The sequence below is a fragment of the Streptococcus sp. HMSC078D09 genome, assembly GCF_001813675.1.
Taxonomy (GTDB): domain Bacteria; phylum Bacillota; class Bacilli; order Lactobacillales; family Streptococcaceae; genus Streptococcus.
Genome location: NZ_KV813675.1, coordinates 612,775 through 637,851, shown reverse-complemented (window position 1 = coordinate 637,851; position 25,077 = coordinate 612,775). Strand labels below are relative to the sequence as shown.

Sequence of the window (25,077 nt, the reverse complement as noted above, 5' to 3'; positions counted from 1 at the left end):
GGAGGCAATAACGATTTGTTTCTTACACGCGTTCTGTCCAAGGTGTTGCCACTTTAGCCAAGACCGCATTCAATTCTTCAATATTTTGACGACCTTCTGTACGAAGCCATTCACGAGCAGCTGCTTCTCCATCTTTGATGTAAGCTTCTACTGAACCTGCCCATGTCGCACGTCCACAAAGAACACCGTTGAAGTTAGCACCTGATTCATGAGCAAATTCCAAAGTTTCTTGGAAGAGTTTTGCGGATACACCAGCACTGAGGTAGATGTATGGAAGGTTGGTTGCTTCTTCTTGTTCTTTAAAGAAGGCAGCAGCTTCTTCACGACTATAGACAACTTCACCTTCTCCAAATCCTTCCACGTAGTTGACATTGACGGGAACTTCTACTTTCAATACATCGATATTGAAACGAGGATCTGAGAAGACTTTCATAGCTTCAATGACTTTACGAGGTTTTACTTTTGCATATTCAGCAGAGGTTGCATCTGCAATTCCTTCGTCATAAGCCAAGATTTCAAGGAAGAATGGAATGTCTTCTGCCACACATTCTGAACCAATGCGTTCGATATAAGCTTGTTTTTCTTGGTTGAGTTCTTCTGCACTATCTACATCATAGTAGAGCAAGAATTTCACAGCATCTGCCCCTTGTTCTTTGATGCGTTTTGCTGACCAAAGGTTCAAGCAGTCAGGCAAACGTTTGGTGCTAGATGTATCGTAACCAGTCTTTTCGTATGCAAGCAAGAGCCCAGCATCTTTGTCCAAGGCTTTCGTAGCAGGCAAACCATATTCTGGGTCCAACAACATAGAGGAAGCATATTTTGTCAATTCATCTGCTACAAGAACTTTCAATTCTTCCATTTGTGCTACAGTTGGCTCAGTGTCTTGGTATTTGGCCATCAAGCGTTTCAAAGCCCCACGTTGGTCGAAGGCCAAAGCTGAAATAACACCGTCTTTTGTACTAAGACGTTCCAAATAGTTGCGTTTTTGTTCTGTTAATACCATTTTATACCTCTTTTACGATTAATTGTTGATACAAGGCATCATAGTGCCCCATGTTGACATGTCCTGTTTGTGCTTCTTGCGCATTTAACATCCCAAGAACATTTGCTTTCTTGAGCAAGTCTGCGTCACTCTCATGATGATAGAGACCAGATGCAATCCCTGCAACAGTCGAATCACCAGATCCGACTGGATTGACGACATCAATCTTAGGAATATCTACCTTATAGAAGACGTCGCCGTGCTTAGCAAAAGCGCCATTTGCTCCAAGAGAGACTATCACCCATTCGATGCCATCAAAGAGAGCATCTTGAAGAACTTCTTTTAAGTCTCCCACATTCTTACTCACTTCTTTTCCTAACAATTGAGACAACTCTTCATTGTTGGGCTTAATGACTGTAGGCTTGACATCTGCTTGAATGGCAGCTTCTAAAGAAGCTCCCGAGCAATCGAGCACGACTGGTTTTCCAGTTTCCCTTGCAATCTTGACAAGGCTAGCATAGTAATCCACTGGTAAACCAGCTGGAAGACTACCTGAGATGGCAACAACTTCCACTTGATCGATCAAGTGACGGTAATGGTCGAGGAAACCTTGCCCTTCTTTCTCAGAAATGGTTGGACCTTTTTCTAAGATTTCTGTTTGCTTGCCTTCGTGAAGGATGGCGATACAATTCCGTGTATCTCCAGCAATCTCAAAGAAACGTTCCTCTATTCCTTGACCTAAATGATCGAGAATGAATTGACCTGTTCGACCACCAAGTAGACCGGTCGCTGCCACTGGATCCTTGATCTCAGAAAGTACACGGGTGACATTGAGACCCTTCCCACCAGCTGTCTTACTCACCTCAGCCACTCGATTGACTGTATCCAACTGGAGTACATCCAAAGGATAAGAGATATCAATCGAAGGGTTCATCGTGACCGTTAATATCATACGTCACCTCTTAGTCGTGGTATTCACCACGGTCCCATTTTTCAAGGAATTCTGTAAAGAAGTCAGCATCTGCTTGATGGGCATTATGGGTTTCCACATGTTGGATCTTAGCGATCAATTTTTTATTTTCTTCAGTTGGTTTGTATTCAGCGTGGATGAATGCTTCAATGATATCGCACATGAGCAATTCACCAGTGATTTTACCACCAAACCCGATCACATTCGCGTTCAGTTCTTCTTTAGCATAAAGAGCAGTTGTCATATCGCGTACCAAAGCAGAACGGATACCAGGTACTTTGTTAACAGCATTGTTAATCCCAACCCCAGTACCACAGATACAAACACCAAGATCTGCTTGGCCATTTGCTACGGCTTCACCGACTTTTTTACCAAAGATTGGATAGTGGGTACGTGTATGGTCATAAGTCCCAAAGTCGAGCACTTCATATCCTTTTGATTTCAAAAAATCAGAAACAGCCATTTTTTCATTTGTCACAATGTGATCACAACCAATTGCAATTCTCATTTGAATTCTCCTCTCATTAGCACATCTTATTCAACATATCGACACGGATTTGGTGACGGCCACCGTCGTATTTACCATTGACGAAGCCTTTGGCAATGTTCTTGGCCAATTCATCCCCAACAATTTCAGCACCCATGGTAATCATTCGAGAATTGTTGTGGCCACGTGTCATATAAGCAGAACGTTCATCTGAAACTTCTGCTGCTACCATTCCTTTGATTTTAGTTGCAACCATAAATGGACCAGCACCGTAAGCATCAATCACGATTCCAAGATTTTGATCGTTTTTGTTCACTTCGCTTGCAACTGCAAGTGTCACATCTACAAAATCTTGACCTTCAGCAGTTACATCCACAACATCGAAGTTTTCTTTTACAAGAAACTCTTTCACGAGATCTTTTAATCTTAATCCTGCAGCATCTGCACCAATTACAATAGACATGTCCTGTCCTCCTTTTGTTCGTTTCAGCAAATATCCCTGTTGTTAATTTTTCACAAAGGAACATTTTCTTACTTTTGATATTATATTACACCTATTTTGAACGAAAGTCAACATTAAATTGTTTATTTTCGAACATTTTTTAAAATAAAAACACCATATCCACAACAGATATGGTGTCAGTTTTCAAACTACATATGACGATTATTTTGCATTTGCAGCATATTCTTCGTTACGTTTGATCATTTGTTTTCTGTACCAAGCGAAGATTCCGATATAGAATGCCAAGAAGACAACTACACCAAGGATAGCTTTGATATCACCAGTTGTTGCGTTACCGATTGTCCAACCGAGCAATTTTTCAACTGGTCCTTCAAGAGTTGAGTGAGTGATCAATTGAGTAGAAGCTACCCCTTTAGGGAAGGCATCAACACTCTTAGCCAATTGAGTTGCAAATGGTGCAATCAATGTTCCTGAAAGAAGGAAGAGTGGCAAGAGAAGGCTTCCGAAGATGATCATACGGATCAATTTACCGCGTGTTACAACCAACAAGGCTGGAGTCACACCCATAGCGATGATACCTGCAAGTGGCAAGATACCATTTCCGACTTTAGAAAGAAGCACTGCTTCGATCAACATGATTGGTGCAAGTACGTTGGCACAAGCCCAGATTTCAGCACGACCAGCGATAAATGGCCAGTCCAAACCGATGTTGAATTTACGTCCTTGAAGACGTTTAGTAGCAACGTTTGTAATACCTTGTGACAATGGTTCTACCGCTGCGATGAACCAAGAACCGATCAATGAGAACAATTCCAAGCAGACACCGGCAGTCAAACCAAGGCTCAACCAACCTTTAATAACCAATTCCCATTTGTCAGCATCTGCGACGCCAGCAACTGGATGTGGAGTACCCATGATACCGATGACGATACCAAGAAGGAAACCGATAAAGAATTTAGATCCCCAGAAACCGATCTTCTTGTTCAATTTAGCAGCGTCGAAGTCGTATTTATCAAGACCTGGGAAGAATTTGTCAAAGATTTTATCCAAGACCATGATGATTGGGTTCATCATGTAGTTCATGTGAGTTGAAGTCATAGGTGATGAACTTGGTGCATTCAAAAGATCATCAAATGTTGGTTTCATCAAGTCTGAGTTGATGATTTTCATAATCCCTACAAGGACAACTGCAAGAGTTGCCAAGAAGAGTGATAAACCTTGGCTGACACCGTTGTTGTCCGCATACCATTTGATCAAAAGACCAGTGATAGACAAGTGCCAGATATCGAAGATATCGACGTCAAGTGTATCTGTTTTCTTGATCGCAAGCATGATAACGTTGACAATCAACATAATCAACAAGAAGTAAAGTGTCCAGGCAGACCCCCAAGTGATGGTCGCAAGAGGTGCCCAACCAACGTCAGTGATATTCAATTGAATACCTGTGTTCTCAACGAATTTTGCAAGAGACGCTGAGAAAGCTCCATTCAACATACCGATGATGGCACCGATACCAGTAAGGGCGATGGCAAGTTTAATACCACCTTCAAGGGCTTTAGAGAATTTCACTCCAAACAAGAGAGCCAATAAAGTCAAGACGATCAACATGATGATCGGAGCACCCATATCTAGGATGGGTTTGAAAAATTTATTGGCAAAATCAATAATGCCATTCATAATAAATCCTCCCGATTTATAATTTTTTTGTAATTTACGGCATAAAGTGTTCCCAATTTTTTATTGGATAACGCTTACAAACTGTTTTAAAAAAATATCAACTTAATCCATGTTCTTTAATGGCAGCTTCAATGTTATCAAAGACTGGCGCACTCATTGCTGGAATACGGAATAAAATTGGACCAGCTTCAATTACTGGAATACCAGGATCAAATCCTAAATCAGTTGCAGCAATTGGAGTAAAGATATCATAACCTGAAATCAAGTCTTCATTCACGTCTTTGACCATGACAGCGTCACAACGCACATCATAACCGCGGTTTGACAACTCTTCTTCTACCGCACTCTTAATTTGGTGGCTAGAGTTAACACCTGCACCACAGGCAGCTAAAATTTTAATCATTTGGATGTCCTCCATTATAAATATTTACGAATGTTTTAGGAAATAGTTTCCGTTATGTATTGATAAAGCTTATCTTCACTATCTAATTTTGATAGAGCTTCGAGATTTCCATTGGATGTAAAGAAATCCATCAGCTGGGCCAAAATATTGGTTTGGCTTGCGCTTGAATTGTTGATAATGAAGAATAAAAGTGAAACTTGAACTTCCTTATCTGGAGCTATCATATTATGGAAGGTTACTGGTTGATCCAAACGAACCACGACCACATTCTCAGTGAGATTATGGACAATGTCTGTGTGCGGAATCGCCACATTTGGTAAGTCCTTACCAAGAAATTCCATGTCTAATCCAGTCGGGAAAGACTTTTCACGCTCAATCAAAGCGGAACGATAGGTTGGTGTCACAATCTGTCGCTCTTCAAGTAAGCTTGCTACCTGCTCAAAGAGATCTGTTTGATCCTTGGCATGTAGGCAAAACACAAGATCTTTGTTAAAGAGTTGATTTAATCCCATTGTTGCCACCTCCTTATCTAACTATTTATTTTATGGTTAGAGTATATCACTATATTGATTGAATGTCAATCATTTTTTGTCGTATTTTGTTTATTTTTGTTTATATTCCTCTTTAAAGCGCTTCCTAACCGTCATTTTCTAACATTATTAAAAAAGTAAAAAGAGAGTGAGACAGAAATCGGTCATTCGTTAGAATTCGATTTCGTCGTCCCACCTCCGCACAGTTGAGTAGGGCTGTAAAAGCTGATGAAATCAGCGTAGTAGAGCCTACTCAACCACTGCGTCTTGCTCGACAATCCAAAAATAATCGAGAGGCTAGGACTTTTGTCCCAGCCTCTTGATCTTAAATAATTTTCGTATAAAAGCCATATTTGTCTTTGATCTTCTTTGGGATGCTATCATCGGTAATAATGGCATTTAGATCTTCCACACGATAGAAACTGTAGAAGGAATAACTATCAAACTTGCTGTTATCAGCTACCACATATTTCTCTATCGCATTGTTCAGAATAATGGCATTGCCATTTCCTTCTTCTTCATTAGCTGTGGAGACACTATGGCCATCGATTCCATTCACCCCGATGAAGGCTTTAGAAACCTTGATTTCTTTCAAGAGTTTATTGGCAAATTGACCGACAAAGGTTTGTGTCTTTACCCGGTAGCGACCACCAACTAAGATCAGATCATAATTTGGAAAATCCTTGAGCTTCTCAAAAATAGGGAGGGAGTTGGTGACGATGCTAATTTCTTTCCCTTCCAAATAATCTCCGATAAAGTCTGTTGTTGTACCAGAGCCAATAAAAACGGTATCCCCATTTTCGATCAAGTCTGCACATTTTTTGGCAATGCTTCGTTTCTCATCAATATTGATCAGATTTTTTTCACTGTGAGAAGCTTCTAATAAGCTATCTTTGACTTTTTTGTGGGCCCCACCATGTACACGAACTAAAAGACCTTGTTTTTCAAGATCGATCAGATCGCGACGAATGGTCATGTCTGTCACCCCAAAAAGTTCCTTGAGCTCTTTGACCGATACCACACTTTTTCGATCCAGTTCCTGAAGAATTTCAACATGTCTGCTATCTTTCATGGTACTACTTCCATTCCTACTATATTTGTCTCTATTATACTACATTTTTCAAAAAACACAAATTCAAACATTATATTAACAAGAGTAAACATGATATTTTTAAATAAATAAAAGAAAAAAAGCCTTCCGTTAATCCGGAAAGCTTTGATTTATGCTATTTCTAGCTTCCTCACCTTAATATTTCAAGGCTCGGGATAAAAAGGTTCACTGAACCTTTTTATTTTGCGATTGGGTAAACAGAAACTTGTTTTTTATCGCGACCTTTACGTTCGAAGCGTACTACGCCTTCAACTTTTGCGAACAAAGTATCGTCTCCACCACGTCCAACGTTCACACCTGGGTAGATGTGTGTACCGCGTTGACGGTAAAGGATAGATCCACCTGTTACAGTTTGTCCATCAGCTGCTTTAGCTCCAAGACGTTTTGCTTGTGAATCACGTCCGTTTGATGTAGAACCTCCACCTTTTTTGTGGGCGAAAAGTTGCAAGTTAGCAAGATTCAATTTCAACATAATTGTTTTCCTCCATGTTAGTTTTCTGTGATAACTCTTGTTTGGACGAACTCCGAAGAGTTCTCCGATAAGTTTGCCATCCCTAAGAAAAATGATTCAAAGAATAGTTGGGTCATTTCTCTTTGATGTGGTGGAATATCTGTCGGGATTGTCACCCGAAGGAAGCCACCTTCTTCTTCGTTTAATTCTAGATCCGGTTCGTAGCCTGCAAACTTCTCAACAGAGTTGACGAAGTTAATGGCTAGCGTAGAAACCGATGCACACACGACATCAAAGCCGTATTCACCGCTTCCAGCGTGCCCAGTGATTTCTGCACTCCTCAGCTCGCCATCTTCGGCTCGTTCAAAGACTGCTTGTATCATGTGTTCTCCTAAAAATTAAGCGTTGATTGCGTTGATGACAACTTTAGTGTAAGGTTGACGGTGACCTTGTTTACGGTGGCTACCTTTTTTAGGTTTGTACTTGTAAGTAACAACTTTCTTTTGTTTTCCTTGTTTTTCAACAGTTCCAACAACAGTAGCTCCTGAAACAAGTGGAGTTCCGACAACAGTGTTTTTACCACCAACAAGAACAACTTCGTTAAATGTAACTTCTTGACCAGCTTCAACGTTCAATTTTTCAACGTAGACTGCTTGACCAACTTCAACTTTAACTTGTTTTCCGCCAGTTTTAATGATTGCGTATGTGCTCATTATGCACCTCCTATGTATTTTTGGGTTTCCCCGTATTTTTGTGAAGACTCGCCTAGCATCGTGGGACGAACCACTTATTCTCATGAAAATGAGCAACGATGATCGAGCGGTTGCACAGGCATGTGCATAGTCAACTCTCTTAGTATATCACTTCTATCAGACAAAGACAAGTATTTTTGCGCTTTGAAAACGAATTTTCTTTTGAAAAATAAATTTTTATCTTTTATTTTAAGAACTCTTTCAAAGCTGACTCTTCATCTACTTATTCTTAAATTGAAAGTCACTGATGGTCAATTTAGCCTTAGACGAATCGTTCAAGCTCTTCATTTTTTCTTCTGTTTCCTTGGTGATTTTGATAGGAATGGCTGCAGCCATATTCGTTTTTAAAACACCCGATTCACTGATTTGATAGTCAACCGTCACATTTTCAAGAAGGGGTTCCCCATCATATTCTAAGTTCAAAACGAAGGAACCATCGCGATCAATTGTTGTAGTGGTGCGATTCACCAGATAGAGCAAGGCGAAACGGTTCTCCTCATCTCCAAAGGTATAGCCTGGTAAAAATGCAAACAATCTTCCTGGAGTTCCAATCGTTGGATGGTCTTTGATAAATTTTTCAGCAAGCTCTAGGATTTCATTGTCCTGATTTTTGTACTGATCAGCTCTGACAAATGTGAGCGGTTCTTTTTTGCTACTGGTTGACTGGCTGGTCTTTTCTTCTTTTTTCGGGCCAGTAAATGATACTTTGACACAGCCTGTCAACAGAAACAAACTTGTCATTAAAACGATAACTTTTTTCATCTTGTCTCCTTTAAGTTGGTAAGAAAAAGAGGCTGGATACTCCCAGTCTCTCCTATAGCAAATCCTCAATCAGGTCATCGACCTCATCTTTTTCTGCTTTTGGTGTGATTTCCGTTACGACGATGCCTGACACAGCACGCTCGACCAAAGCTTCCACATCCAACCGTTGCTCATACTGCTCCGCATTTTTGAGTTTCGGATTAGTCTTTGGACGATCTGGTGCAAAGATGGTACAACAGTCTTCAAACGGTTGGATGGAGATTTCAAAGGTATCAATGGCTTGGGCAATATCGATGATTTCCAACTTGTCCATGGTTACCACTGGACGGATAACTGGCGTATTGGTTACCGCATTGATGGCCTGCATACTCTCTAAGGTTTGGCTAGCCACTTGTCCCAAGCTTTCACCATTGATAATGACCAAACCACCACGAACCTCGCGAATGCGGTCTGTAATGCGCATCATAAAGCGGCGGGTCAGGGTCATGAGGTAAGCTTCTGGCGCTTTTGCCTTGATTTCCTCTTGGATCTCTGTGAAGGGCACCTCGATAAATTGGATATTCCCCCCAAACTTGGTCAACTTCCGTGTTAAGTCATGGGCTTTTTTCAAGGCACCTGGGCTGGTATAAGGTGGGCTCGCAAAGTGGACCGCTTCGATATCCACACCACGCTTCAAGGCTAGGTAACCAGCTACTGGTGAGTCGATCCCACCAGAAAGCATGAGCATACCCTTGCCAGACGTACCAACAGGAAGGCCACCTGCTCCTTTAATGGTTTCATAAGAAATATAGGCTGCTTCTTCTCGAATTTCAACTTGCAAGTTGATATCTGGTTTTTTCATCTGAGCTTGGATGGTTGGGATCGCTTCAAAGACCGCACCTCCCAAGGTTTGGTTGAGCTCGCGACTATCGAGTTCAAAGGTATGGTCACTGCGTTTACTTGAGATTTTAAAGGTCAAGCCTTCCTTGTAAATCTCCTTCATAATCTCTTGCACTGCCGCTTTTAAGGCTGGTACTGATTTTTCAATCTTGTAAACGGGTGAAAAATTTTGGATTCCAAAAACCTGCTTGAGGGATTCGGCTACCGGTTCATAATCCGTCCCATGCAGATAAGCATGCGCTCGATCGCGGTCCGCTGTCACTTTGACAGCTGGATAGATAGATAAAACATCTTGGATATTATTGCGAAGTTTATTGATGAAACGCATGCGGTTCTTTCCTTTAGTAGAAAGCTCTCCATAGCGAATCATAATTTCTGAATAGGTTAAGGTCATGTTGATTTCCTTCTAAAATTAACGTACTTTTCGTGTTTGCTCGTAAATCAGTTTGAACTTGGTCAAGAATTGCTCGACTTGGCTCATGTCATTTTCAAGGTCTAGACTCAAGCGAACAGCTGTCTGTGCGATACTCTTGTCCACTCCCATGGCAATCAAGGTACCAGCTGGCTTACCAGCTTTGGACGAGCAGGCACTGGTTGTCGAAATGTAAATATCAAACTCTTCAAAGGCATGGACCACTACTTCACCACGAACTCCCTTGATCCCGAAAGTCAAGATGTGAGGCGCAAAATGATCCCCACCAGAAAAGACAGTGACATCTGGATAGTTGGCCAATTCTTTGCGGATCACTTCTTTCATCTGCTGGGTCTTGCTTGCAAAAGCTTCTTGGTTTTCCATAGCTAAGCGTAGGGCTTTTGCGGTTGCTGCGATACCTGCCACGTTCTCAGTTGTCGAGCGCATTTCTTTTTCTTGACCTCCACCCGTTAAGAGGGGTGTGATCTTTTTGCCTTCTTTGATGTAGACAAAGCCAACTCCACGAAGGCCATGGAATTTGTGACTAGAGAAGGTCGCAAAGTCCACGCGCTCTGGCAGATAAACTTCTGTTGCTACCTTGGCTAAAGCTTGAACAGCATCGACATGGAAACTAATCGTTGGGCGATCTTCTAGGAGAGCCACAATTTCATGGATGGGCTGGATGGAGCCAATCTCATTGTTGACGGCCATGACAGAGACCAAGGTCGTATCTGGACGGAGTAGACTAGCCAAGGCATCCACTTTGACAAAGCCACGCGCATCCACTGGAGCATAATCAACTTCGAATCCCTGCGTCTTTAACCAAGCAGCGGACTCCTTGATAGCGGGATGCTCGATGTCAGAGACAATGATATGCTTGCCATAAGGAGCTTTCTCAAAAGCGACACCCTTGAGGATCCAGTTGTCCCCTTCGGTCCCACCAGACGTGAAGTAAATTTCCTCAGCTTTCTTGCCAATTAGCTCCGCAATCTGTTTTCTAGAAGCTTCCAAAATACGAGTAGCTTGACTACCTAGATTGTGCAAACTAGAAGGGTTGCCCCAGATCCGAGTCGCTACTTCTGTATAAGTCGCAAGGGCTTCTGGATAGGGTTTAGTCGTTGCTGAATTGTCAAAATAGATCATGTCCTACGCATCCATCACTTTCTTTTTACGTAACTTCTATTTTATCATTTCTAACCGCTTGGGACAAGGATTTGATAAAGAGAGATCCAGCAAAATCACTCTATAAAATTCAGTTCTTTTTAGACATTTTTCAGAAAATGACTTATAATAGGAAAGTGTTAAAAAAACAATTTTTGATAGAAAGAGAATGAACATGTCACAATATTCAAGAAGTAACAAAAACCAAAAACCTGAGGAAAAAGTAGATTCAAGACCATCTCGCGGTGAGAAAGTCAAACAAGGTTTGTCCGTATTTCAAACGGTTGTAGCTACGATTGCCAGTCTCTTAGGGATTATCGTCACTTCCTTTACCATTATGAGCCTGCTCAATAAAGACAATCAAAAGACAGAAGATAAACCCTCTAGTAGCACCAGTGTCGTCGTGGTTCATGAAAAGGGCTCTGACTCAAGCGCTACCAATACAGATACTAACACCAATACACAAACCAATTCAAGCAATACAGAAACAAGTTCACAAAAAGAAACCGATAGCTCATCTGCTACAGAAACCAGTTCATCTGCTGCACAAGACCAAGGCTCCACAGCAACAGACAGTGGCGCAGATACAGCCACATCTGGATCCAACTAAAAAAACAGTAAGGACAACCTTACTGATTTTTTTATCTTTCGATTCCAGCTTTTTCTGATTTTTATAGAAAGCATCTATCTCACTGTCATACTCCCATTTGAGCTTTGAACGCTCTTCCTGGATTTGATCCAATTACTCAAGTATTCTACCCTCTATGTCAATGTCAGATCCTATATACATCTCATCTAGATTCAATGTATTGTCCTCATTAATTGGGATATCTACTCCCCAACCCGATTCTTCAATATTATTTATACGTCCATAAACATTCATATAATATTCGGGAGTTGTAAGCCCACCATCACTCCATTGTGTCTGATCCCAATCAATCTGAACGGATTCGACTTTTGAATTTTGTGCTTTGACTAAATCAATAACCTTCTGTTCGTGTTCTTTTAGGTAGTCCAGTTGTTCTTTTTTTATGTCTCCTTCTGGTTTTTGTACGACTTTCTTTGGAGATGAGGTCGTTATCTTCTGTTCGGGTCTTTTGGTCAGTGGCATGATTTTTCCTCCAAGAAAAACCAGTCCTAGTATCGGTAACAAAATAATCAAAAATAGTTCCATTTGTCTCTTCATTCAATTCCCACCAATCTACACACTTTTAATTGATCTATCAACTTATTTATTCGAAAATTCTTCCACCTATCCTTAAATATTGGCCCAAAGACATCGTCTTTAAATTAATTTTTCCATCTTCCACCACCACATCAACTCGCCAACTCGATTCAGGATTTTGATTAAACCCACCAAAAATGAGAATCATTTCGTCACCACCTTGTGGCGTCCCATTTCCTGCTACTCCCCACTGAGTTTCATCCCAATATATTTGAACGGATTCGATTTTCGGACTTTGGGCTTTCATAAAATCAACAATTTCTTTTTCATGTTCTTTGAGGTAAGCGAGCTGCTTTTGTTTAATGGCTTCTTTGTCTTCTTTGATTGATGAAGCAGCAATCGTTTTTCCTTGTTTTGTATCATCTTTATGCTTCACGCTACATCCTCCTATACTTAGGAGAGCTACAATTGAAGCAACCATCATGATTTTTCGCCTTTTCATAAGTCCTCCTACCATTCTGTACAAATTATTCTCTAAAATTTCCACCTATCATTTCTAGATCTATTATGGACTCATAGCTCAAATTCTTTCCTCTTAATGGATAGAATGATCTGTTGATTTTATTAAGGAAAATTCGAACCAGAGATTGAATCAATTGAAATTGGATTCTCAACATTTGGTTTTGGGACAATAAAGAATGAATAGCCATTTAGTTCCTTATCATTATCTCCATAGACCTTTAAACGGATGTCAAACCCAGATTCCGTAAAAGCACCACTATCTTCTACTTTCACACTATCCCAGTCATACTTGACTCGAACAACTTCTGGATCATTCGACTTTATGTAGTTCGTAATTTCGGACTCGTGTTTTTTTAAAAAGTTTACTTGCTTTTGTTTGAGCACTTCTGTATCTCCTTTGGTGGAGGAAGAAACATTCACTTTATCTTGTTTCATCTGTTCTTTTGGTTTTACAGTGCAGCCTCCAATGCTTGTGAAAATAAGCATTAAAGCTAATAACTTAAGTGTACGTTTCATTTTAATTTTCTTGTTTCCTCATAACACTTTTACTTCTATTTACTTAAGAAAAAATTTTCCAGCCACCATTTTCCTCGATATAAATATCATTTAGCATCCCCATTTTTTTGATAGTTGGTATGCTATTTTGATCTTCTAGGTAAAAATCAACGGAGAATTTTGTGTTTTTTAATTGATTAATTTGACCAGAAATAGATAAATTGTATCCACCACCCTGAGGTGTTCCATTCCCAGACTCTTCAATTTGCATACTGTTCCAATCAATCTGAACGGATTCGACTTTCGGACTTTGAGCCTTTACAAAATCGACGATTTCTTGCTCGTGTTCCTTGAGAAAAGCGATTTGTTCTTTTTTTATTTCTTCTTCTGATTTTTGTACGACTTTCTTTGAAAAAGTGGTTGTTATCTTCTGTTCGGGTCTTTTGGTCAGGGTTATGATTTTTCCTCCAAGAAAAACCAGTCCTAGTATCGGTAACAAAATAATCAAAAATAGTTCCATTTGTCTCTTCATTTAATTCTCTCCAATCGTTCCTTTCATGACTGAATGGGCCAGTCACTTTCCTTACTATTATAGCATCTTTCATTTGAATCTCAATCTAACTCACTAGTTAGAGACTTTATGCAGCAATCATAAAAGAACTTGTGGGGTTCTGCTAGAATATAGGTAATCCTTTTTTACAAATAACAACCTAAGTGATGCTAAAAATTCAAATGTTGCATTTTTGTAGAGTATCTAAATATAAAATGAAACTTTCCGCTGTGAGAAAAGTGATAGAAACATCATTGTTTCTAGCACTCGGGAGTTTTGGAACCTTAGGTCCAAAACTAAGTCATGGAACTTCCTGGATTGCTGAAATCATCCACAGGATAATTTCACCTAACGTCCGTACTCACTTAAGGAAAGTTTCTAAGAGGAGTTTATCTTCAATCAAAAAGGAACCCGAAGGTTCCTTTTTGTTATTTTCGATACATCTTGACCTGAAGGTAAAGATCGTTATAGACTCCAAGCAACTTCTTGCCTAATTGTTGATAGACTTCCAAATGGTCCAGTGTTTCATCGCTTGGATAGAAGGATTGGTCATCTTGGATTTCTTTTGGCAACATGGCTTTGGCTTTTTTATTTGGCGTTGAGTAGCCGACATAAAGAGCATTTTTCAAAGCATTTTTAGGACGAAGCATGAAGTTAATAAAGGCATATGCTGCTTCTTTATTTTTCACGGTTTTTGGAATGACAATGTTATCAAACCAAAGGTTGCTGGCTTCAGTTGGGACGACATAGCGAAGATCCTTATTGGCTTCGAGCATTTGGCTGGCTTCTCCTGAGAAGGTAACCCCAATAGCCGCATTGTTTTGGATCATATAGCCTTTCATCTCATCAGCAACCAAAGCTTTGATGTTTGGCGTCAAGGTGTAGAGTTTATCTACTGCCTCTTGCAATTTCTTTGGATCCTTTTCATTGAGGCTATAGCCCAAGGTATTGAGACCAATTCCCATGACCTCACGTGCACCATCGTACATCATAATGTCATTTCTGTACTCTTCACGCCAGAGATCTGACCAATGTTCAGGAGCATTTTTAACCATCTTGGTATTGTAGACGATTCCCAAGGTACCCCAGAAATAAGGCACTGAATATTGGTTGCCCGGATCAAACGATTGGTTCAAGAGTTTTGGATCGATATTTTCCATCCCTTTGATCTTGGATTGGTCCAACTTTTCAACCAGATGCTCATCCATCATCTTAGCAATCATGTATTCACTAGGAATCGCAATATCGTAGGTGGTTCCCCCTTGCTTGATCTTGGTGTACATGGATTCGTTGGAATCAAAGGTATCATATTGCACCTGAATTCCTGTTTCTTTGGTGAATTCCTTGAGCAATTCTGGATCGATATAATCTCCCCAGTTGTAGATGACCAACTTGTCACTGTTCTTGGTATTCATGCTCGCTTCGATCTGGTGGCTAATTCCCCAGAGGACCAGAATGACAAGGACAATCCCAGTTAGGAATGAATAAAGTTTTTTCATGCTGCTTCCTCCTTTTCACGGGTAATAAAGTAGTAACCGATGACCAAGAGCACACTAAAGAGAAAGACAAGGGCGGATAAGGCATTGATACTGAGGGAAATTCCTTGACGCGCACGTGAGTAGATCTCTACAGACAAGGTTGTAAAACCATTTCCGGTTACAAAGAAGGTCACGGCAAAGTCATCAAGAGAATAGGTAAAGGCCATAAAGTAGCCAGCAATAATGGCTGGTGTCAGATACGGCAACATGATCTCTTTGAGCATTTGCACTTGGGTAGCTCCCAAGTCATAGGCCGCATTGACCATATCCCGGTTCATTTCCTTGAGTCGTGGCAAAACCATCAAGACCACAATAGGAATCGAGAAAGCTACGTGGCTAGCCAGAACAGATAGGAAACCTAGCTGGTACTTGACCGTCGTAAAGAGAATCAAGAAGCTGGCCCCGATCATAACGTCTGGCGCTACCATGAGAATGTTGTTGATGGAGAGCAATGGTCCTTCTAACTTTTTCTTGGATTGGTAAATATAAATGGCTCCAAAGGTTCCAATCACTGTCGCAATCAAGGCTGACAAGAAGGCCAAGAGGAAGGTCTCTGATAAGATCAGCATCAGGCGACTATCTGCGAACAATTCATTGAAATGCTCAAGCGTGAAGCCCGTGAAGGCATTCATATCTCCCCCTTTATTGAAGGCATAAAAGATCAAATAGAAGATGGGAAGATAGAGGATCAGAAAGACGAAGCCTAGATAGAAATGGGATACTTTTTTCATCGTTCTCTCCTTTCTCTAGTTGCCCACATGGTAAGGAGCATAGCAAGGATCAGAACAACTCCGATGGTAGAACCCATTCCCCAGTTTTGTGTTGTCAGGAAGTGCTGTTCAATCGCTGTCCCTAAGGTAATGACGCGGTTTCCACCGATCATCCGTGTCAACATGAAGAGACTCAGACTAGGAATAAAGACAGACTGCACACCTGAGCGGACTCCATTCATGGACAAGGGGAAGACCACATGACGGAAGGTATCCCAACGATTGGCTCCCAAATCATAGCTGGCATTGATCAAGTTTGGATCCAAGTCATCTAAGACATTAAAGATCGGCAAAATCATAAACGGCAACTCGATGTAGCTGGCTACAAAGATAAAGGAGAAATCGGTAAAGAGGATCTGCTGGGGAGCGACTCCGAGAAAGCTTAAAAAGCTATTGATGGAGCCGTTTTGCCCAAAGATTCCGATAAAGGCATAGGCCTTGAGCAAGAGATTGACCCAGGTTGGCAAGACGATCAACATCAACCACAACTGCCGGTGTTTGAGCAGCGTCAAAAAGTAAGCAGTCGGATAGGAGATCAAGAGCGTCACCAGGGTGACAATTCCGGCATAAAGGACCGAATTAAAACTCATCTTTAAATAGGTCAGATTTTGCGAAGTAAAGAACTCTTTGTAGTTTTCAAGTGAAAACTGCCCTTCAACGTTGAAAAACGATTGAAAGATGATCATGACTACAGGAGCCAAGACAAAGAGAAAAATCCACAAGAAATAGGGGAGGATAAATAGATTAGAGGTTGTTTTCTTCATCTCTTTCCTCCTCAATGGCATTAATCAAACCAGCTTCTTGCTCTTCCACTTCAACGTACTCTTCGATCCGCGCATCGAATTCTTCCTCGGTTTCATTGAGACGCATAACGTGGATATCTTCTGGTTCAAAGTCTAGCCCGATGACTTCTCCCACAATGGCCTTACGAGTGGAGTGAATCATCCACTCATTACCCAAATCATCATAGGCGATGATCTCGTAATGCACACCACGGAAGAGCTGGGTGTCCACCTTCACTTGGAGCTTGCCTTCTTCAGGAAGGGTGATTTGCAAGTCTTCAGGACGAATGACGACTTCAACTGGTTCGTTTGGACGCATTCCCCCATCGACGGCTTCAAAGCGTTTGCCATTGAACTCAACCAAGTAGTCCTCGATCATGCGACCATCTAGAATGTTGGACTCCCCGATAAAGGTAGCTACAAAGTGGTTGATCGGTTCATCATAGATATCTACTGGTGTACCAGATTGAACGATCTCTCCTTCATTCATGACAAAGATCCAGTCACTCATGGCGAGAGCTTCTTCTTGGTCATGGGTAACAAAGACAAAGGTAATCCCCAAGCGTTGTTGCAATTCCCGCAACTCATACTGCATGTCTGTCCGAAGTTTCAAGTCAAGTGCAGACAAGGGCTCATCTAAAAGGACCACTCGTGGTTCATTGATAATAGCCCGTGCAATGGCTACCCGCTGGCGTTGACCACCGGATAATTTTTGGATCGAACGTTTTTCAAATCCCGCTAACTGGACCATTTTCAAGACTTCTGAAACCCGACGTTCGATCTCAGCCTTGTCCACCTTTTTCAAACGAAGGGGAAAAGCCACATTTTCAAAGACCGTCATATGTGGAAATAGGGCATAGGACTGAAAGACGGTGTGGACGTCTCGTTTGTTGGTAGGGACATCATTGATCCGTTCCCCATCAAGGTAGACATCTCCAGTTGTCGCATCCAAAAGACCGGCAATGATATTAAGGATGGTCGATTTTCCTGATCCAGATGCACCGAGCAGGGTATAGAACTTCCCTTCTTCCAATTCAAAATTGATATCCTTTAGGACAACGGTACCGCTATCTTCAAAGACCTTTGAAACATTTTTAAACTCAATAATTGGTTTTTTCAATTCACATAAATTCCTTCTTTACTGCGATTAGCAAACTGCTTTTCAAACGAAAATGCAGCGGCTGACAGGAAGACCTGTCAGACCACCAATACCTCTCGGGGACTTACTAGACTGCCCCACCTATTTACGGTATCGATAGGCACTCACCCCCTCTCCGACTGATGCTATCGATGGTTCACAATCAATTGTTCTTCAATACTAAAGTTCTTAGGCTTGGCCGATAATGCGAACTTCTGGTTCTAAACGGACGCCTGAGTGAGCTTCTACTGCCTCAATGACATGGGCGATCAGGTCTTCGTAGTCCTTAGCTGTTCCATTATCGACATTGACCATAAAGCCGGCATGTTTTTCAGAAACTTCAACACCACCGATTCGATAGCCTTTCAGACCTGCTTCGCTGATCAATTGACCTGCAAAATGACCGACAGGACGCTTAAAGACGGATCCACAAGAAGGGTATTCAAGGGGTTGTTTCAACTGACGAAGATGGGTCAACCGATCCATCTCCTGCTTGATCGCCTCGTGATTGCCAGGAGACAAAGCAAATTTGGCAGAAATGACGACTGCGCCTGTCTCTTGAATCTTAGAATGACGGTAGCCAAAAGCTAGTTCACTCGCTGACAGAGTTTCGATCTCTCCGTCTTTGGTCAAGACCTTACAGGATACTAGGACATGAGCGATCTCTCCCCCATAGGCTCCCGCATTCATAAAGACAGCACCACCGACACTGCCTGGAATGCCACTAGCAAACTCGAAGCCTTTCAAACTATGGTGCAAGGCCACATGAGTGGTGTCGATGAGTTTAGCTCCTGCCTCTGCTTCGATCACATACCCATCCACACTGATGTCACGCAAGCGATCAAACATAATGACAAATCCCGGAATGCCCCCATCGCGGACAATGATATTGGATGCATTGCCCAGGACCATCCATGGAATTTGCTCTTGGTTGGCAAATTGAACGATGCGTTTTAATTCGTATTGGTTGCGGGGAAAGGCTAAAAATTCAGCATTCCCACCTACCTTTGTGAAGGTATAATGTTTTAAAGGTTCTTGAAAACGGATATCAATCCCTTCAAGAATTTGATTTATTTTTTCATTCATCTTTCTGTCTGTTCTCTCTCTATAAAAATACAAACTATTATACCAAATTTTTGACTATTTTTCGACCCTAAAAAACAAAAGAAGACCTATAATATTCAGGCCTTCCTTTTATCATTCATTATGCAATTTTACGAGCAATGGCACGATTCTTTTGTCCATCCAGAGCTGATTTGACCGAAATCCAAGCACCACCAAGAGTAAAGACAGCTAAGAGTGCTAGATTCAAGTAAAATTTATCAGGGACATCCCCTGAGAATGTCGCTTCATTGAGAAGCGTCCAGGACATATCAAATGGCAAATCCAGTTCACTCATAAGCGCCAAAGTATAATCTAATTGGTTGACCAAAAAGACGGTCAAGACCATCAAAATAGCTGAAACTACCACACCTTTTTTAGTCAATTTCTTACCAAGAATCTCATAACCTTTGATGGTACAATAACCGAGGGCAGCCCCTGCTAAAACAGATACATAGCCAAGACGCGCTACCAAGAGGGCAACTGCTCCACCGATGATTACACCGATCACAGCCCCTACAATCCCCAAAAGGAAGTTTTCTTCCCGCGCTTCATAAGCCTCAACTGTATCTTGCACTTCGGCTTGGTAGGCTCTAAAGGTTGCATCGTCGATTAAAAAGATCGCATCTCCAATTTGATACAGACCGATTGGTCCTTCCTCACCCGTTTCCGCATTCACTTGCACAAATTGTTGGTTGAGTAAGAAATCAACAATATCTTGGATAGCTGTCCATAAGGTTTCGACAGCCTTCCCTTTGGTCATTCCACCTTTGACAACGATCGAGGTCAAGTAACCATCAGAAGAGATAGCATTAACGGCTTTTGATTGTTCTTTTAATTCATTCCAAAGAATTTCACTATCTTCGATCAAGTCTCCTTCGGAACCTTGTTTCACACTGAGTGAAATGGTAAATACATTCTTGGTTTGAGCGCCTTCAATGACCAACAAGAAGCCTTCACGCTCTCCATACATCACACGAGCTTCGCCATCAAATTGCAGACCAAGATCGGTAGCAATACTATATAAATATTCTGGTTTCATGTTTCCCCCTAGATTTTCAGGAAAGCTTGAGCTTTTCCCCATACTGTTCCCATTCTACCATAGGAGAAGCAAAAAGGACATATACATTCGTATACATCCTTCTTTCATTTGTGTTACATTCGGGTTTAATTCTCAACACGAACGCCAAATGTGTCAATTTTAAGTTGGAAAATCTGACCATCTAGCCCGAGTTTTTCGAGAGCTGCAACAAAGGCTGCTGTATGCTCTGGCGCTAAGAGGTTCATGATCGTTGGGCCTGCTCCCGACAGATAGGTGGCGTAAGCCCCATGCGCATGGGCGACTTCTTTGACCTGAGGAAACTCTTTGACAAGAGATTGACGGTAGCGTTCGTGGAAATGATCAGACTCGATGGAGCGACCAGCCGTCAGCAAATCTCCCTTGAGGAGAGCTGCGATAGCGACATTGGCTACGCTACTAGCTGCAACAGCTTCCTTATAAGACCATTCTTTCGGTAGGACATTCCGACTATCACTGGTCTTCAATTGGTAGCTCGGTACAAAAGCGACAAGGTCACAGCTTGGGAAGTCAGCCGTGACATATTGGACATCTTCACCGATGTAGCTCGCAATGACCATATTCCCAAAGATAGCTGGAGCTACATTATCCGGATGACCTTCGATCTCGGTCGCGATGCGTAATTTCTCAGCGTCTGATAGCTGGAGGTTGGCTAATTGGTTGGCCAATTCAATCCCTGCGACAATGACCGAGCTAGAAGATCCAAGACCACGCGCCAAAGGCACTTGACTGGTCATCTTGATTCGATGGGGCTGCATATCCGTTGAGATAGAAAGAGCTGTTGAGAGCAAGAGGTTTTTCTCATCTGTCGGAATCCCTGCTCCTAGATCATGCTCAATAAACCAAGCATCAGCTGATTCAAGGACTTCAATAGTCAAATAGCGAGTCACGGCAATCCCAACAGAATCAAACCCTGGCCCTACATTGGCACTGGTTGCTGGAACAATAATTTTCATGCTTATTCTCCCAAGACTTTAAAGGTATTCAAAAGTTCGAAATTCGCCTCTGAATCCAATTTTTCAACCAAGTTCTTGAATTGTGTTTGGTTGACTTGGTGGGTAATGATGACGACACTTGCAAATTGACCATCTGAGTCTTCTTGGAGGATTTGCTTGAAGGAAGCTCCTTCTGCATTAAAGATTTCCGCAAGACGCAAGATTTGACCAGTCGCATCTGGTGCCTTGATTGAGAAATAATAGTTATTTTTCACGTCTTCTGGCTTAGCCAATTGAAGAGGGCGGCTGTATTCATTGAAGGCTTTACCGATCGTTCCTTCTTTTAGACGACGGACAATGCGCACAATATCAGCTACGACACTTGTCGCTGTTGGTTTTTGGCCAGCACCTGGTCCGTAGTACATAGACTCACCAATACCGATGGATTCCACATAGACCGCATTCATAACGTCGTTCACGCCAGCAAGTGGGTGTTGTTTTGGAAGGAAGGTTGGTGTCACTTCTGCTGCAATCCCTGACTCTGTTTCAACAATGGATCCGACAAGCTTGATGACATATCCAAGGCTTTGAGCGACTGAGACATCTTGAGGAGTGATCTGGCTGATCCCTTTGTGACCCACTTGATCAAATTGGATGTTCATCCCAAAGGCAAATTGGCTCAAGATCACCATCTTGTAGGCAGCATCGATCCCTTCGACGTCATTGGTTGGATCACTTTCAGCGTAACCTAAGCGTTGCGCTTCTGCTAAAGCATCTTCATAAGTCCAGCCTTCTTCGACCATTTTGGTCATCATGAAGTTAGATGTTCCATTGACCACACCAAGAACCTTAGTCACCTTGTCGGAAGCAAGGGAATTCACCAAGGTCCGAAGGATTGGGATCCCACCAGCTACGGCAGCTTCATAATAAAGGGCCACTTGGTGTTTTTGAGCAATCTCTAGCAACTCGCTTCCATGAACGGCAAGAAGGTCTTTGTTAGCAGAGACCACATGCTTACCCGCTTCAAGCGCACGGGTGATAAAGGTCTTAGCTGGCTCGATACGGCCCATCAATTCCACAACGATGGCAATGTCTTTGTCTTCAATGATTTCATCGACATTGGTCACAAAGTTGTAGTCGTGACCAGCAGCTTGTAATTTTTCCTTTTCCTCATCATCTCGAACCAAGACCTTAGCGATCTCGATTTCATCTTGAGCTGCCTGGGTGATTTTTTCATGGTTTTCTTTTAATAAAAATGGTACGCCACTAGCAACAGTACCAAATCCTAGTAAGGCAATCTTAACAGACATCCTATTGACTCCTTGAATTTTCTATAGTAGCTCCATTATAACAAAAACTTGAGCGTTTGACAGCCAATTGCCTTAAAAATTCTGAATTTTCATGACAGGATCTTCCTGTAGCAAGTTCTGGAAAAGAACATAGAATTTGTGGTACAATAAAGAAAATAATGAAAACGGTGACACTATGAGTAAACGAAGAGTACCTAAAAAAATCAAAGCCCTACTTGGAATCAATGCCCTCCTCCTAGTCTGTATCTTTATTTGTAGCTTTCTTCTGATCAAACGGATCACTCAGCCGAGTGACGGGAATACCAGTGGCACTGCCGTAACGCGTTCTCTCGAGGAAGGTAGCTCCTCTATCGAGTGGACCCGAGTGAAAAAGCCGGTCAAACTGCCCATCCTCATGTACCACTCCGTGCACAATATGGCTGAGTCCGAAGCTGCTAATGCCAATCTGATTGTCGATCCAGAAACCTTTGAAAGCCAACTAAAGGCCCTGAAAAAAGCGGGTTATTACACCCTGACACCTGAGGAAGCCTATCGGATCCTCGCAAAAAATGAAGTGCCAAAAGGAAAGAAATATGTCTGGTTGACCTTTGATGATGGCGTCGAGGATTTCTATACCATCGTCTATCCGCTTCTTAAGAAGTACAAGATGACCGCCACTAACAATATCATCACGGACTTTACCCAAAAGGAAAAAGAAAATGTCCTGACCTTTGACCAAATCAAAGAGATGAAAAGTGCTGGCTTGACCTTTGAAAGCCATACGGTCAATCATCCAGACCTAGCCAATTCCAGTCTTGAGACCCAAAAGAATGAGCTGGTCGCTTCTAAACGCCTGCTGGATAAGGTGCTGGATCAAAATACTAGCGTTATCGTCTACCCATCTGGTCGCTACAGCCAGGTCACGATCGACCAAGCCAAGAAAGCTGACTACAAACTTGGCCTCACCACTAAAAATGGACTAGCCAGCTCCGCTGATGGACTCTATTCCCTCAAACGAGTCCGGATCCTTCCAACCACTACAGGAGAGGACCTCCTAGCCATGATCCAAGAATAAAGAAAGCCCCCTGTCTGAAATCATCGTTTTCAGACAGGGGCTTTTTGTTAGAGTTCCTTATAAAAAATTTTTTAATCGTTGATTCATAAAATGTAATAGGATTCAAAAATTCTTAAAAGAGCTTCATTATTGATTCGCTATAGCCTTCGACTTTCTTTTATAAATGCTCAAAACAATTGCAAATGACAACAACTGCCAAAGAATAATTCTCGTTATCTGCAAGCTATCTGATTCAGAATTTGAGACAACATGAACCAGATTTGAAGCAAGATTGTTGAAAAGATGATCTCCTAGTCCTAGCCACAAGGAACCTGTCATTTTGTAAAGTAAAGACCATTTGATACTCATCATTCCCGCTAGGATAACATAGCCAATTCCCATAACAATAAGATTTAAGAGTGACGATTCTTCTTGAAGATAATCTCTTAAGGGCATTGCCAAATGCCATATTCCAAATAGGAAGGCTATAAAGAATAGACTCTTGCGGTAAGAAATCCCTTCAAGAATTTTTGTGAAAAGGCCACGAAAAACTCCTTCTTCCATCCACACGTTTATCAGGTTAAATAAGACACTTAACAAGATAAATAAGATGCCTGCTTGTGTTCCTTTTTCATCAGTTAAAGAGAAACCACTCGCATAAAATGATAAGTGAACATTGCCATGAAGAAACAAGAGAACAATACACTCAACTGAATATGCAAAGATGGAGCATACTAAGCCAAAAAGCAGGCCATTTCCTATACCTCTTATAATTCCATTAGGTGTAAAACCAATATCTATCCATCTTAATTTGCTAATTGAAAGAATTCCCCACAATAAAAGTATTCCAAAAAGCTTATGTAGAAAATTCTCCGATAAAAAAGTTTCATCTGTCCTCATATAGAAGTATTCGAATAGCCTTGCTACTGAACAGATAACAAATATAATTGAACAACTTAAAATAGGGCTTTTCAATAGTCTATTTAGCATATCTTCCTTTCAAATGAGTCTTTTATAAAAATTAATTTCAATATTTTACTCAGTCCAGTTCCTTCTCTAGTTCATTTAGAAAGGTGATTAAAAATTGATGGCGACTTTCTGCCATTTGTTTGGCAGTCTCCGTGTTCATTTCATCTTTTAAGATAAGCAACTTGTCATGGAAATGTTGGACGGTATCAGTGAGGGACCTCCCTTTGTGGCCACCATAGGAAAATGTTCGCGCAATTCCTACAGCTCCTATCGCATCCAGGCGGTCAGCATCCTGGACAATCTTGCCTTCTAAGGTTTCTGGATGCTTCCCACGATTTTTGCTGAAAGAAACAGCATTGATAACCCGACAAATCTGGTCGATTTGGTCTTGAGGAATACCGATCTCTTCTAGAAACATGCGAGCATTCGCATTATTCTCTGTTTGAAACAATTTATCATCATCAGCATCGTGAAGAAGAGCTGACAAGCCCACTATCTCCAGATCACATGGACCTTCTGCTTGTGCGATTCTCATAGCATTGGTATAGACGCGGAGGGTATGCTCCACATCATGGCCATCCGCTCGATCAGCAAATAAGGATTTTACATACTGCTTAGCAGCTTGGATTCGTTCTTCGATCATCGTTCTTG

General features: G+C 41.6%; 30 protein-coding genes and 1 other annotated feature. Of the genes, 2 read left to right on the top strand and 28 right to left on the bottom strand.

Going from position 1 to position 25,077, the window contains the following annotated elements; translation table 11 throughout:
* Window positions 1-22: 22 nt before the first annotated feature.
* The 14 genes from lacD to HMPREF2926_RS08225 form a co-directional block, all read right to left on the bottom strand.
* Entirely contained in the window at window positions 23-1,003 is a 981-nt protein-coding gene (lacD, locus tag HMPREF2926_RS08290) for a tagatose-bisphosphate aldolase (protein WP_070587281.1), read from the bottom strand.
* 1 nt (window position 1,004) lies between these two features.
* On the bottom strand, window positions 1,005-1,934 hold the full coding sequence (locus tag HMPREF2926_RS08285; protein ID WP_070587279.1) for a tagatose-6-phosphate kinase: 930 nt from the start codon (window positions 1,932-1,934) through the stop codon (window positions 1,005-1,007).
* 10 nt (window positions 1,935-1,944) lie between these two features.
* Complete coding sequence (gene lacB / locus HMPREF2926_RS08280) at window positions 1,945-2,460, bottom strand: galactose-6-phosphate isomerase subunit LacB (protein WP_070587277.1); 516 nt, start codon at window positions 2,458-2,460, stop codon at window positions 1,945-1,947.
* A 16-nt stretch (window positions 2,461-2,476) separates the two neighbouring features.
* The gene (gene lacA / locus HMPREF2926_RS08275) at window positions 2,477-2,902 is read right to left on the bottom strand and encodes a galactose-6-phosphate isomerase subunit LacA (RefSeq protein WP_003007724.1); all 426 of its coding nucleotides are present in this window, start codon (window positions 2,900-2,902) and stop codon (window positions 2,477-2,479) included.
* 201 nt (window positions 2,903-3,103) lie between these two features.
* Window positions 3,104-4,579, bottom strand: coding sequence for a PTS transporter subunit IIC (locus HMPREF2926_RS08270; protein WP_003007726.1), 1,476 nt, complete (start codon window positions 4,577-4,579; stop codon window positions 3,104-3,106).
* Window positions 4,580-4,676: 97 nt separating this feature from the next.
* Window positions 4,677-4,982 (bottom strand): PTS sugar transporter subunit IIB, encoded by a 306-nt coding sequence (locus HMPREF2926_RS08265; RefSeq protein ID WP_049485465.1) that lies wholly within the window; start codon window positions 4,980-4,982, stop codon window positions 4,677-4,679.
* A 35-nt stretch (window positions 4,983-5,017) separates the two neighbouring features.
* Window positions 5,018-5,494 carry a PTS sugar transporter subunit IIA gene (locus tag HMPREF2926_RS08260; RefSeq protein WP_070506218.1) on the bottom strand — a complete coding sequence of 159 codons (477 nt, stop codon included), beginning with the start codon at window positions 5,492-5,494 and terminating at the stop codon, window positions 5,018-5,020.
* Window positions 5,495-5,837: 343 nt separating this feature from the next.
* The gene (locus HMPREF2926_RS08255) at window positions 5,838-6,584 is read right to left on the bottom strand and encodes a DeoR/GlpR family DNA-binding transcription regulator (RefSeq protein ID WP_061455169.1); all 747 of its coding nucleotides are present in this window, start codon (window positions 6,582-6,584) and stop codon (window positions 5,838-5,840) included.
* A gap of 217 nt (window positions 6,585-6,801) precedes the next feature.
* Window positions 6,802-7,095, bottom strand: coding sequence for a 50S ribosomal protein L27 (gene rpmA, locus HMPREF2926_RS08250; protein ID WP_003002805.1), 294 nt, complete (start codon window positions 7,093-7,095; stop codon window positions 6,802-6,804).
* A 17-nt stretch (window positions 7,096-7,112) separates the two neighbouring features.
* Window positions 7,113-7,457, bottom strand: coding sequence for a ribosomal-processing cysteine protease Prp (locus HMPREF2926_RS08245; protein WP_003002581.1), 345 nt, complete (start codon window positions 7,455-7,457; stop codon window positions 7,113-7,115).
* Window positions 7,458-7,472: 15 nt separating this feature from the next.
* Window positions 7,473-7,787, bottom strand: a complete 315-nt coding sequence (gene rplU / locus HMPREF2926_RS08240; RefSeq protein ID WP_070587276.1) for a 50S ribosomal protein L21 — start codon at window positions 7,785-7,787, stop codon at window positions 7,473-7,475.
* A 34-nt stretch (window positions 7,788-7,821) separates the two neighbouring features.
* Window positions 7,822-7,909: a sequence feature (ribosomal protein L21 leader region), on the bottom strand.
* Between the two features lie 136 nt (window positions 7,910-8,045).
* Complete coding sequence (locus HMPREF2926_RS08235) at window positions 8,046-8,588, bottom strand: hypothetical protein (RefSeq protein WP_070506221.1); 543 nt, start codon at window positions 8,586-8,588, stop codon at window positions 8,046-8,048.
* Between the two features lie 52 nt (window positions 8,589-8,640).
* On the bottom strand, window positions 8,641-9,861 hold the full coding sequence (gene thiI / locus HMPREF2926_RS08230) for a tRNA uracil 4-sulfurtransferase ThiI (RefSeq protein WP_070587274.1): 1,221 nt from the start codon (window positions 9,859-9,861) through the stop codon (window positions 8,641-8,643).
* 18 nt (window positions 9,862-9,879) lie between these two features.
* Window positions 9,880-11,022, bottom strand: coding sequence for a cysteine desulfurase family protein (locus HMPREF2926_RS08225; protein WP_070506226.1), 1,143 nt, complete (start codon window positions 11,020-11,022; stop codon window positions 9,880-9,882).
* A gap of 193 nt (window positions 11,023-11,215) precedes the next feature.
* Between HMPREF2926_RS08225 and HMPREF2926_RS08220 the strand changes: the two genes are divergently transcribed.
* Window positions 11,216-11,650: a DUF6556 family protein gene (locus tag HMPREF2926_RS08220; protein WP_070506230.1), complete on the top strand. Its 435-nt coding sequence runs from the start codon at window positions 11,216-11,218 to the stop codon at window positions 11,648-11,650.
* A 132-nt stretch (window positions 11,651-11,782) separates the two neighbouring features.
* On the opposite strand, the gene HMPREF2926_RS08215 is transcribed toward HMPREF2926_RS08220, so the two are convergent.
* The 12 genes from HMPREF2926_RS08215 to HMPREF2926_RS08160 all read right to left on the bottom strand — a co-directional run bounded on the left by HMPREF2926_RS08215 (window position 11,783) and on the right by HMPREF2926_RS08160 (window position 22,424).
* The gene (locus HMPREF2926_RS08215) at window positions 11,783-12,226 is read right to left on the bottom strand and encodes a hypothetical protein (RefSeq protein ID WP_070506231.1); all 444 of its coding nucleotides are present in this window, start codon (window positions 12,224-12,226) and stop codon (window positions 11,783-11,785) included.
* Between the two features lie 46 nt (window positions 12,227-12,272).
* On the bottom strand, window positions 12,273-12,707 hold the full coding sequence (locus HMPREF2926_RS08210) for a lipoprotein BUG3 (RefSeq protein ID WP_070587272.1): 435 nt from the start codon (window positions 12,705-12,707) through the stop codon (window positions 12,273-12,275).
* 122 nt (window positions 12,708-12,829) lie between these two features.
* Entirely contained in the window at window positions 12,830-13,243 is a 414-nt protein-coding gene (locus HMPREF2926_RS08205) for a hypothetical protein (RefSeq protein WP_070506232.1), read from the bottom strand.
* Window positions 13,244-13,286: 43 nt separating this feature from the next.
* Window positions 13,287-13,754 (bottom strand): hypothetical protein, encoded by a 468-nt coding sequence (locus tag HMPREF2926_RS08200; RefSeq protein WP_083307946.1) that lies wholly within the window; start codon window positions 13,752-13,754, stop codon window positions 13,287-13,289.
* A gap of 446 nt (window positions 13,755-14,200) precedes the next feature.
* Window positions 14,201-15,271, bottom strand: coding sequence for an ABC transporter substrate-binding protein (locus HMPREF2926_RS08195; RefSeq protein ID WP_070587270.1), 1,071 nt, complete (start codon window positions 15,269-15,271; stop codon window positions 14,201-14,203).
* Complete coding sequence (locus HMPREF2926_RS08190; protein WP_003002847.1) at window positions 15,268-16,041, bottom strand: ABC transporter permease; 774 nt, start codon at window positions 16,039-16,041, stop codon at window positions 15,268-15,270. Before HMPREF2926_RS08190 ends, HMPREF2926_RS08195 begins: the two co-directional genes overlap by 4 nt.
* Complete coding sequence (locus HMPREF2926_RS08185; protein WP_049475040.1) at window positions 16,038-16,844, bottom strand: ABC transporter permease; 807 nt, start codon at window positions 16,842-16,844, stop codon at window positions 16,038-16,040. The genes HMPREF2926_RS08190 and HMPREF2926_RS08185 overlap by 4 nt, the downstream gene beginning before the upstream one ends.
* Window positions 16,825-17,982, bottom strand: a complete 1,158-nt coding sequence (locus HMPREF2926_RS08180) for an ABC transporter ATP-binding protein (RefSeq protein ID WP_003002881.1) — start codon at window positions 17,980-17,982, stop codon at window positions 16,825-16,827. Before HMPREF2926_RS08180 ends, HMPREF2926_RS08185 begins: the two co-directional genes overlap by 20 nt.
* A gap of 207 nt (window positions 17,983-18,189) precedes the next feature.
* The gene (gene murB, locus HMPREF2926_RS08175) at window positions 18,190-19,086 is read right to left on the bottom strand and encodes a UDP-N-acetylmuramate dehydrogenase (protein WP_021153410.1); all 897 of its coding nucleotides are present in this window, start codon (window positions 19,084-19,086) and stop codon (window positions 18,190-18,192) included.
* Between the two features lie 118 nt (window positions 19,087-19,204).
* The gene (locus tag HMPREF2926_RS08170) at window positions 19,205-20,185 is read right to left on the bottom strand and encodes a hypothetical protein (protein ID WP_070587268.1); all 981 of its coding nucleotides are present in this window, start codon (window positions 20,183-20,185) and stop codon (window positions 19,205-19,207) included.
* 83 nt (window positions 20,186-20,268) lie between these two features.
* Complete coding sequence (thrB, locus tag HMPREF2926_RS08165) at window positions 20,269-21,135, bottom strand: homoserine kinase (RefSeq protein ID WP_021153412.1); 867 nt, start codon at window positions 21,133-21,135, stop codon at window positions 20,269-20,271.
* Between the two features lie 2 nt (window positions 21,136-21,137).
* Complete coding sequence (locus HMPREF2926_RS08160) at window positions 21,138-22,424, bottom strand: homoserine dehydrogenase (RefSeq protein ID WP_061455121.1); 1,287 nt, start codon at window positions 22,422-22,424, stop codon at window positions 21,138-21,140.
* A gap of 175 nt (window positions 22,425-22,599) precedes the next feature.
* Here HMPREF2926_RS08160 and HMPREF2926_RS08155 point away from each other — a divergent pair, with 175 nt between their 5' ends.
* Entirely contained in the window at window positions 22,600-23,478 is an 879-nt protein-coding gene (locus tag HMPREF2926_RS08155; protein WP_070587266.1) for a polysaccharide deacetylase family protein, read from the top strand.
* 126 nt (window positions 23,479-23,604) lie between these two features.
* Here HMPREF2926_RS08155 and HMPREF2926_RS08150 read toward each other — a convergent pair whose 3' ends face one another.
* Together HMPREF2926_RS08150 and HMPREF2926_RS08145 are read right to left on the bottom strand one after the other, a co-directional pair.
* Window positions 23,605-24,447, bottom strand: a complete 843-nt coding sequence (locus HMPREF2926_RS08150) for a CPBP family intramembrane glutamic endopeptidase (RefSeq protein ID WP_070587264.1) — start codon at window positions 24,445-24,447, stop codon at window positions 23,605-23,607.
* Between the two features lie 49 nt (window positions 24,448-24,496).
* Window positions 24,497-25,069 (bottom strand): HD domain-containing protein, encoded by a 573-nt coding sequence (locus HMPREF2926_RS08145; protein ID WP_070587262.1) that lies wholly within the window; start codon window positions 25,067-25,069, stop codon window positions 24,497-24,499.
* Window positions 25,070-25,077 lie beyond the last annotated feature (8 nt).

What these genes read in the sequence shown, in the direction of transcription:
- lacD (WP_070587281.1), bottom strand. Translation starts at nt 1,003, where the DNA reads ATGGTATTAACAGAACAAAAACGCAACTATTTGGAACGTCTTAGTACA.
- HMPREF2926_RS08285 (WP_070587279.1), bottom strand. Translation starts at nt 1,934, where the DNA reads ATGATATTAACGGTCACGATGAACCCTTCGATTGATATCTCTTATCCT.
- lacB (WP_070587277.1), bottom strand. Translation starts at nt 2,460, where the DNA reads ATGAGAATTGCAATTGGTTGTGATCACATTGTGACAAATGAAAAAATG.
- lacA (WP_003007724.1), bottom strand. Translation starts at nt 2,902, where the DNA reads ATGTCTATTGTAATTGGTGCAGATGCTGCAGGATTAAGATTAAAAGAT.
- HMPREF2926_RS08270 (WP_003007726.1), bottom strand. Translation starts at nt 4,579, where the DNA reads ATGAATGGCATTATTGATTTTGCCAATAAATTTTTCAAACCCATCCTA.
- HMPREF2926_RS08265 (WP_049485465.1), bottom strand. Translation starts at nt 4,982, where the DNA reads ATGATTAAAATTTTAGCTGCCTGTGGTGCAGGTGTTAACTCTAGCCAC.
- HMPREF2926_RS08260 (WP_070506218.1), bottom strand. Translation starts at nt 5,494, where the DNA reads ATGGGATTAAATCAACTCTTTAACAAAGATCTTGTGTTTTGCCTACAT.
- HMPREF2926_RS08255 (WP_061455169.1), bottom strand. Translation starts at nt 6,584, where the DNA reads ATGAAAGATAGCAGACATGTTGAAATTCTTCAGGAACTGGATCGAAAA.
- rpmA (WP_003002805.1), bottom strand. Translation starts at nt 7,095, where the DNA reads ATGTTGAAATTGAATCTTGCTAACTTGCAACTTTTCGCCCACAAAAAA.
- HMPREF2926_RS08245 (WP_003002581.1), bottom strand. Translation starts at nt 7,457, where the DNA reads ATGATACAAGCAGTCTTTGAACGAGCCGAAGATGGCGAGCTGAGGAGT.
- rplU (WP_070587276.1), bottom strand. Translation starts at nt 7,787, where the DNA reads ATGAGCACATACGCAATCATTAAAACTGGCGGAAAACAAGTTAAAGTT.
- HMPREF2926_RS08235 (WP_070506221.1), bottom strand. Translation starts at nt 8,588, where the DNA reads ATGAAAAAAGTTATCGTTTTAATGACAAGTTTGTTTCTGTTGACAGGC.
- thiI (WP_070587274.1), bottom strand. Translation starts at nt 9,861, where the DNA reads ATGACCTTAACCTATTCAGAAATTATGATTCGCTATGGAGAGCTTTCT.
- HMPREF2926_RS08225 (WP_070506226.1), bottom strand. Translation starts at nt 11,022, where the DNA reads ATGATCTATTTTGACAATTCAGCAACGACTAAACCCTATCCAGAAGCC.
- HMPREF2926_RS08220 (WP_070506230.1), top strand. Translation starts at nt 11,216, where the DNA reads ATGTCACAATATTCAAGAAGTAACAAAAACCAAAAACCTGAGGAAAAA.
- HMPREF2926_RS08215 (WP_070506231.1), bottom strand. Translation starts at nt 12,226, where the DNA reads ATGAAGAGACAAATGGAACTATTTTTGATTATTTTGTTACCGATACTA.
- HMPREF2926_RS08210 (WP_070587272.1), bottom strand. Translation starts at nt 12,707, where the DNA reads ATGAAAAGGCGAAAAATCATGATGGTTGCTTCAATTGTAGCTCTCCTA.
- HMPREF2926_RS08205 (WP_070506232.1), bottom strand. Translation starts at nt 13,243, where the DNA reads ATGAAACGTACACTTAAGTTATTAGCTTTAATGCTTATTTTCACAAGC.
- HMPREF2926_RS08200 (WP_083307946.1), bottom strand. Translation starts at nt 13,754, where the DNA reads ATGAAGAGACAAATGGAACTATTTTTGATTATTTTGTTACCGATACTA.
- HMPREF2926_RS08195 (WP_070587270.1), bottom strand. Translation starts at nt 15,271, where the DNA reads ATGAAAAAACTTTATTCATTCCTAACTGGGATTGTCCTTGTCATTCTG.
- HMPREF2926_RS08190 (WP_003002847.1), bottom strand. Translation starts at nt 16,041, where the DNA reads ATGAAAAAAGTATCCCATTTCTATCTAGGCTTCGTCTTTCTGATCCTC.
- HMPREF2926_RS08185 (WP_049475040.1), bottom strand. Translation starts at nt 16,844, where the DNA reads ATGAAGAAAACAACCTCTAATCTATTTATCCTCCCCTATTTCTTGTGG.
- murB (WP_021153410.1), bottom strand. Translation starts at nt 19,086, where the DNA reads ATGAATGAAAAAATAAATCAAATTCTTGAAGGGATTGATATCCGTTTT.
- HMPREF2926_RS08170 (WP_070587268.1), bottom strand. Translation starts at nt 20,185, where the DNA reads ATGGGGAAAAGCTCAAGCTTTCCTGAAAATCTAGGGGGAAACATGAAA.
- thrB (WP_021153412.1), bottom strand. Translation starts at nt 21,135, where the DNA reads ATGAAAATTATTGTTCCAGCAACCAGTGCCAATGTAGGGCCAGGGTTT.
- HMPREF2926_RS08160 (WP_061455121.1), bottom strand. Translation starts at nt 22,424, where the DNA reads ATGTCTGTTAAGATTGCCTTACTAGGATTTGGTACTGTTGCTAGTGGC.
- HMPREF2926_RS08155 (WP_070587266.1), top strand. Translation starts at nt 22,600, where the DNA reads ATGAGTAAACGAAGAGTACCTAAAAAAATCAAAGCCCTACTTGGAATC.
- HMPREF2926_RS08150 (WP_070587264.1), bottom strand. Translation starts at nt 24,447, where the DNA reads ATGCTAAATAGACTATTGAAAAGCCCTATTTTAAGTTGTTCAATTATA.
- HMPREF2926_RS08145 (WP_070587262.1), bottom strand. Translation starts at nt 25,069, where the DNA reads ATGATCGAAGAACGAATCCAAGCTGCTAAGCAGTATGTAAAATCCTTA.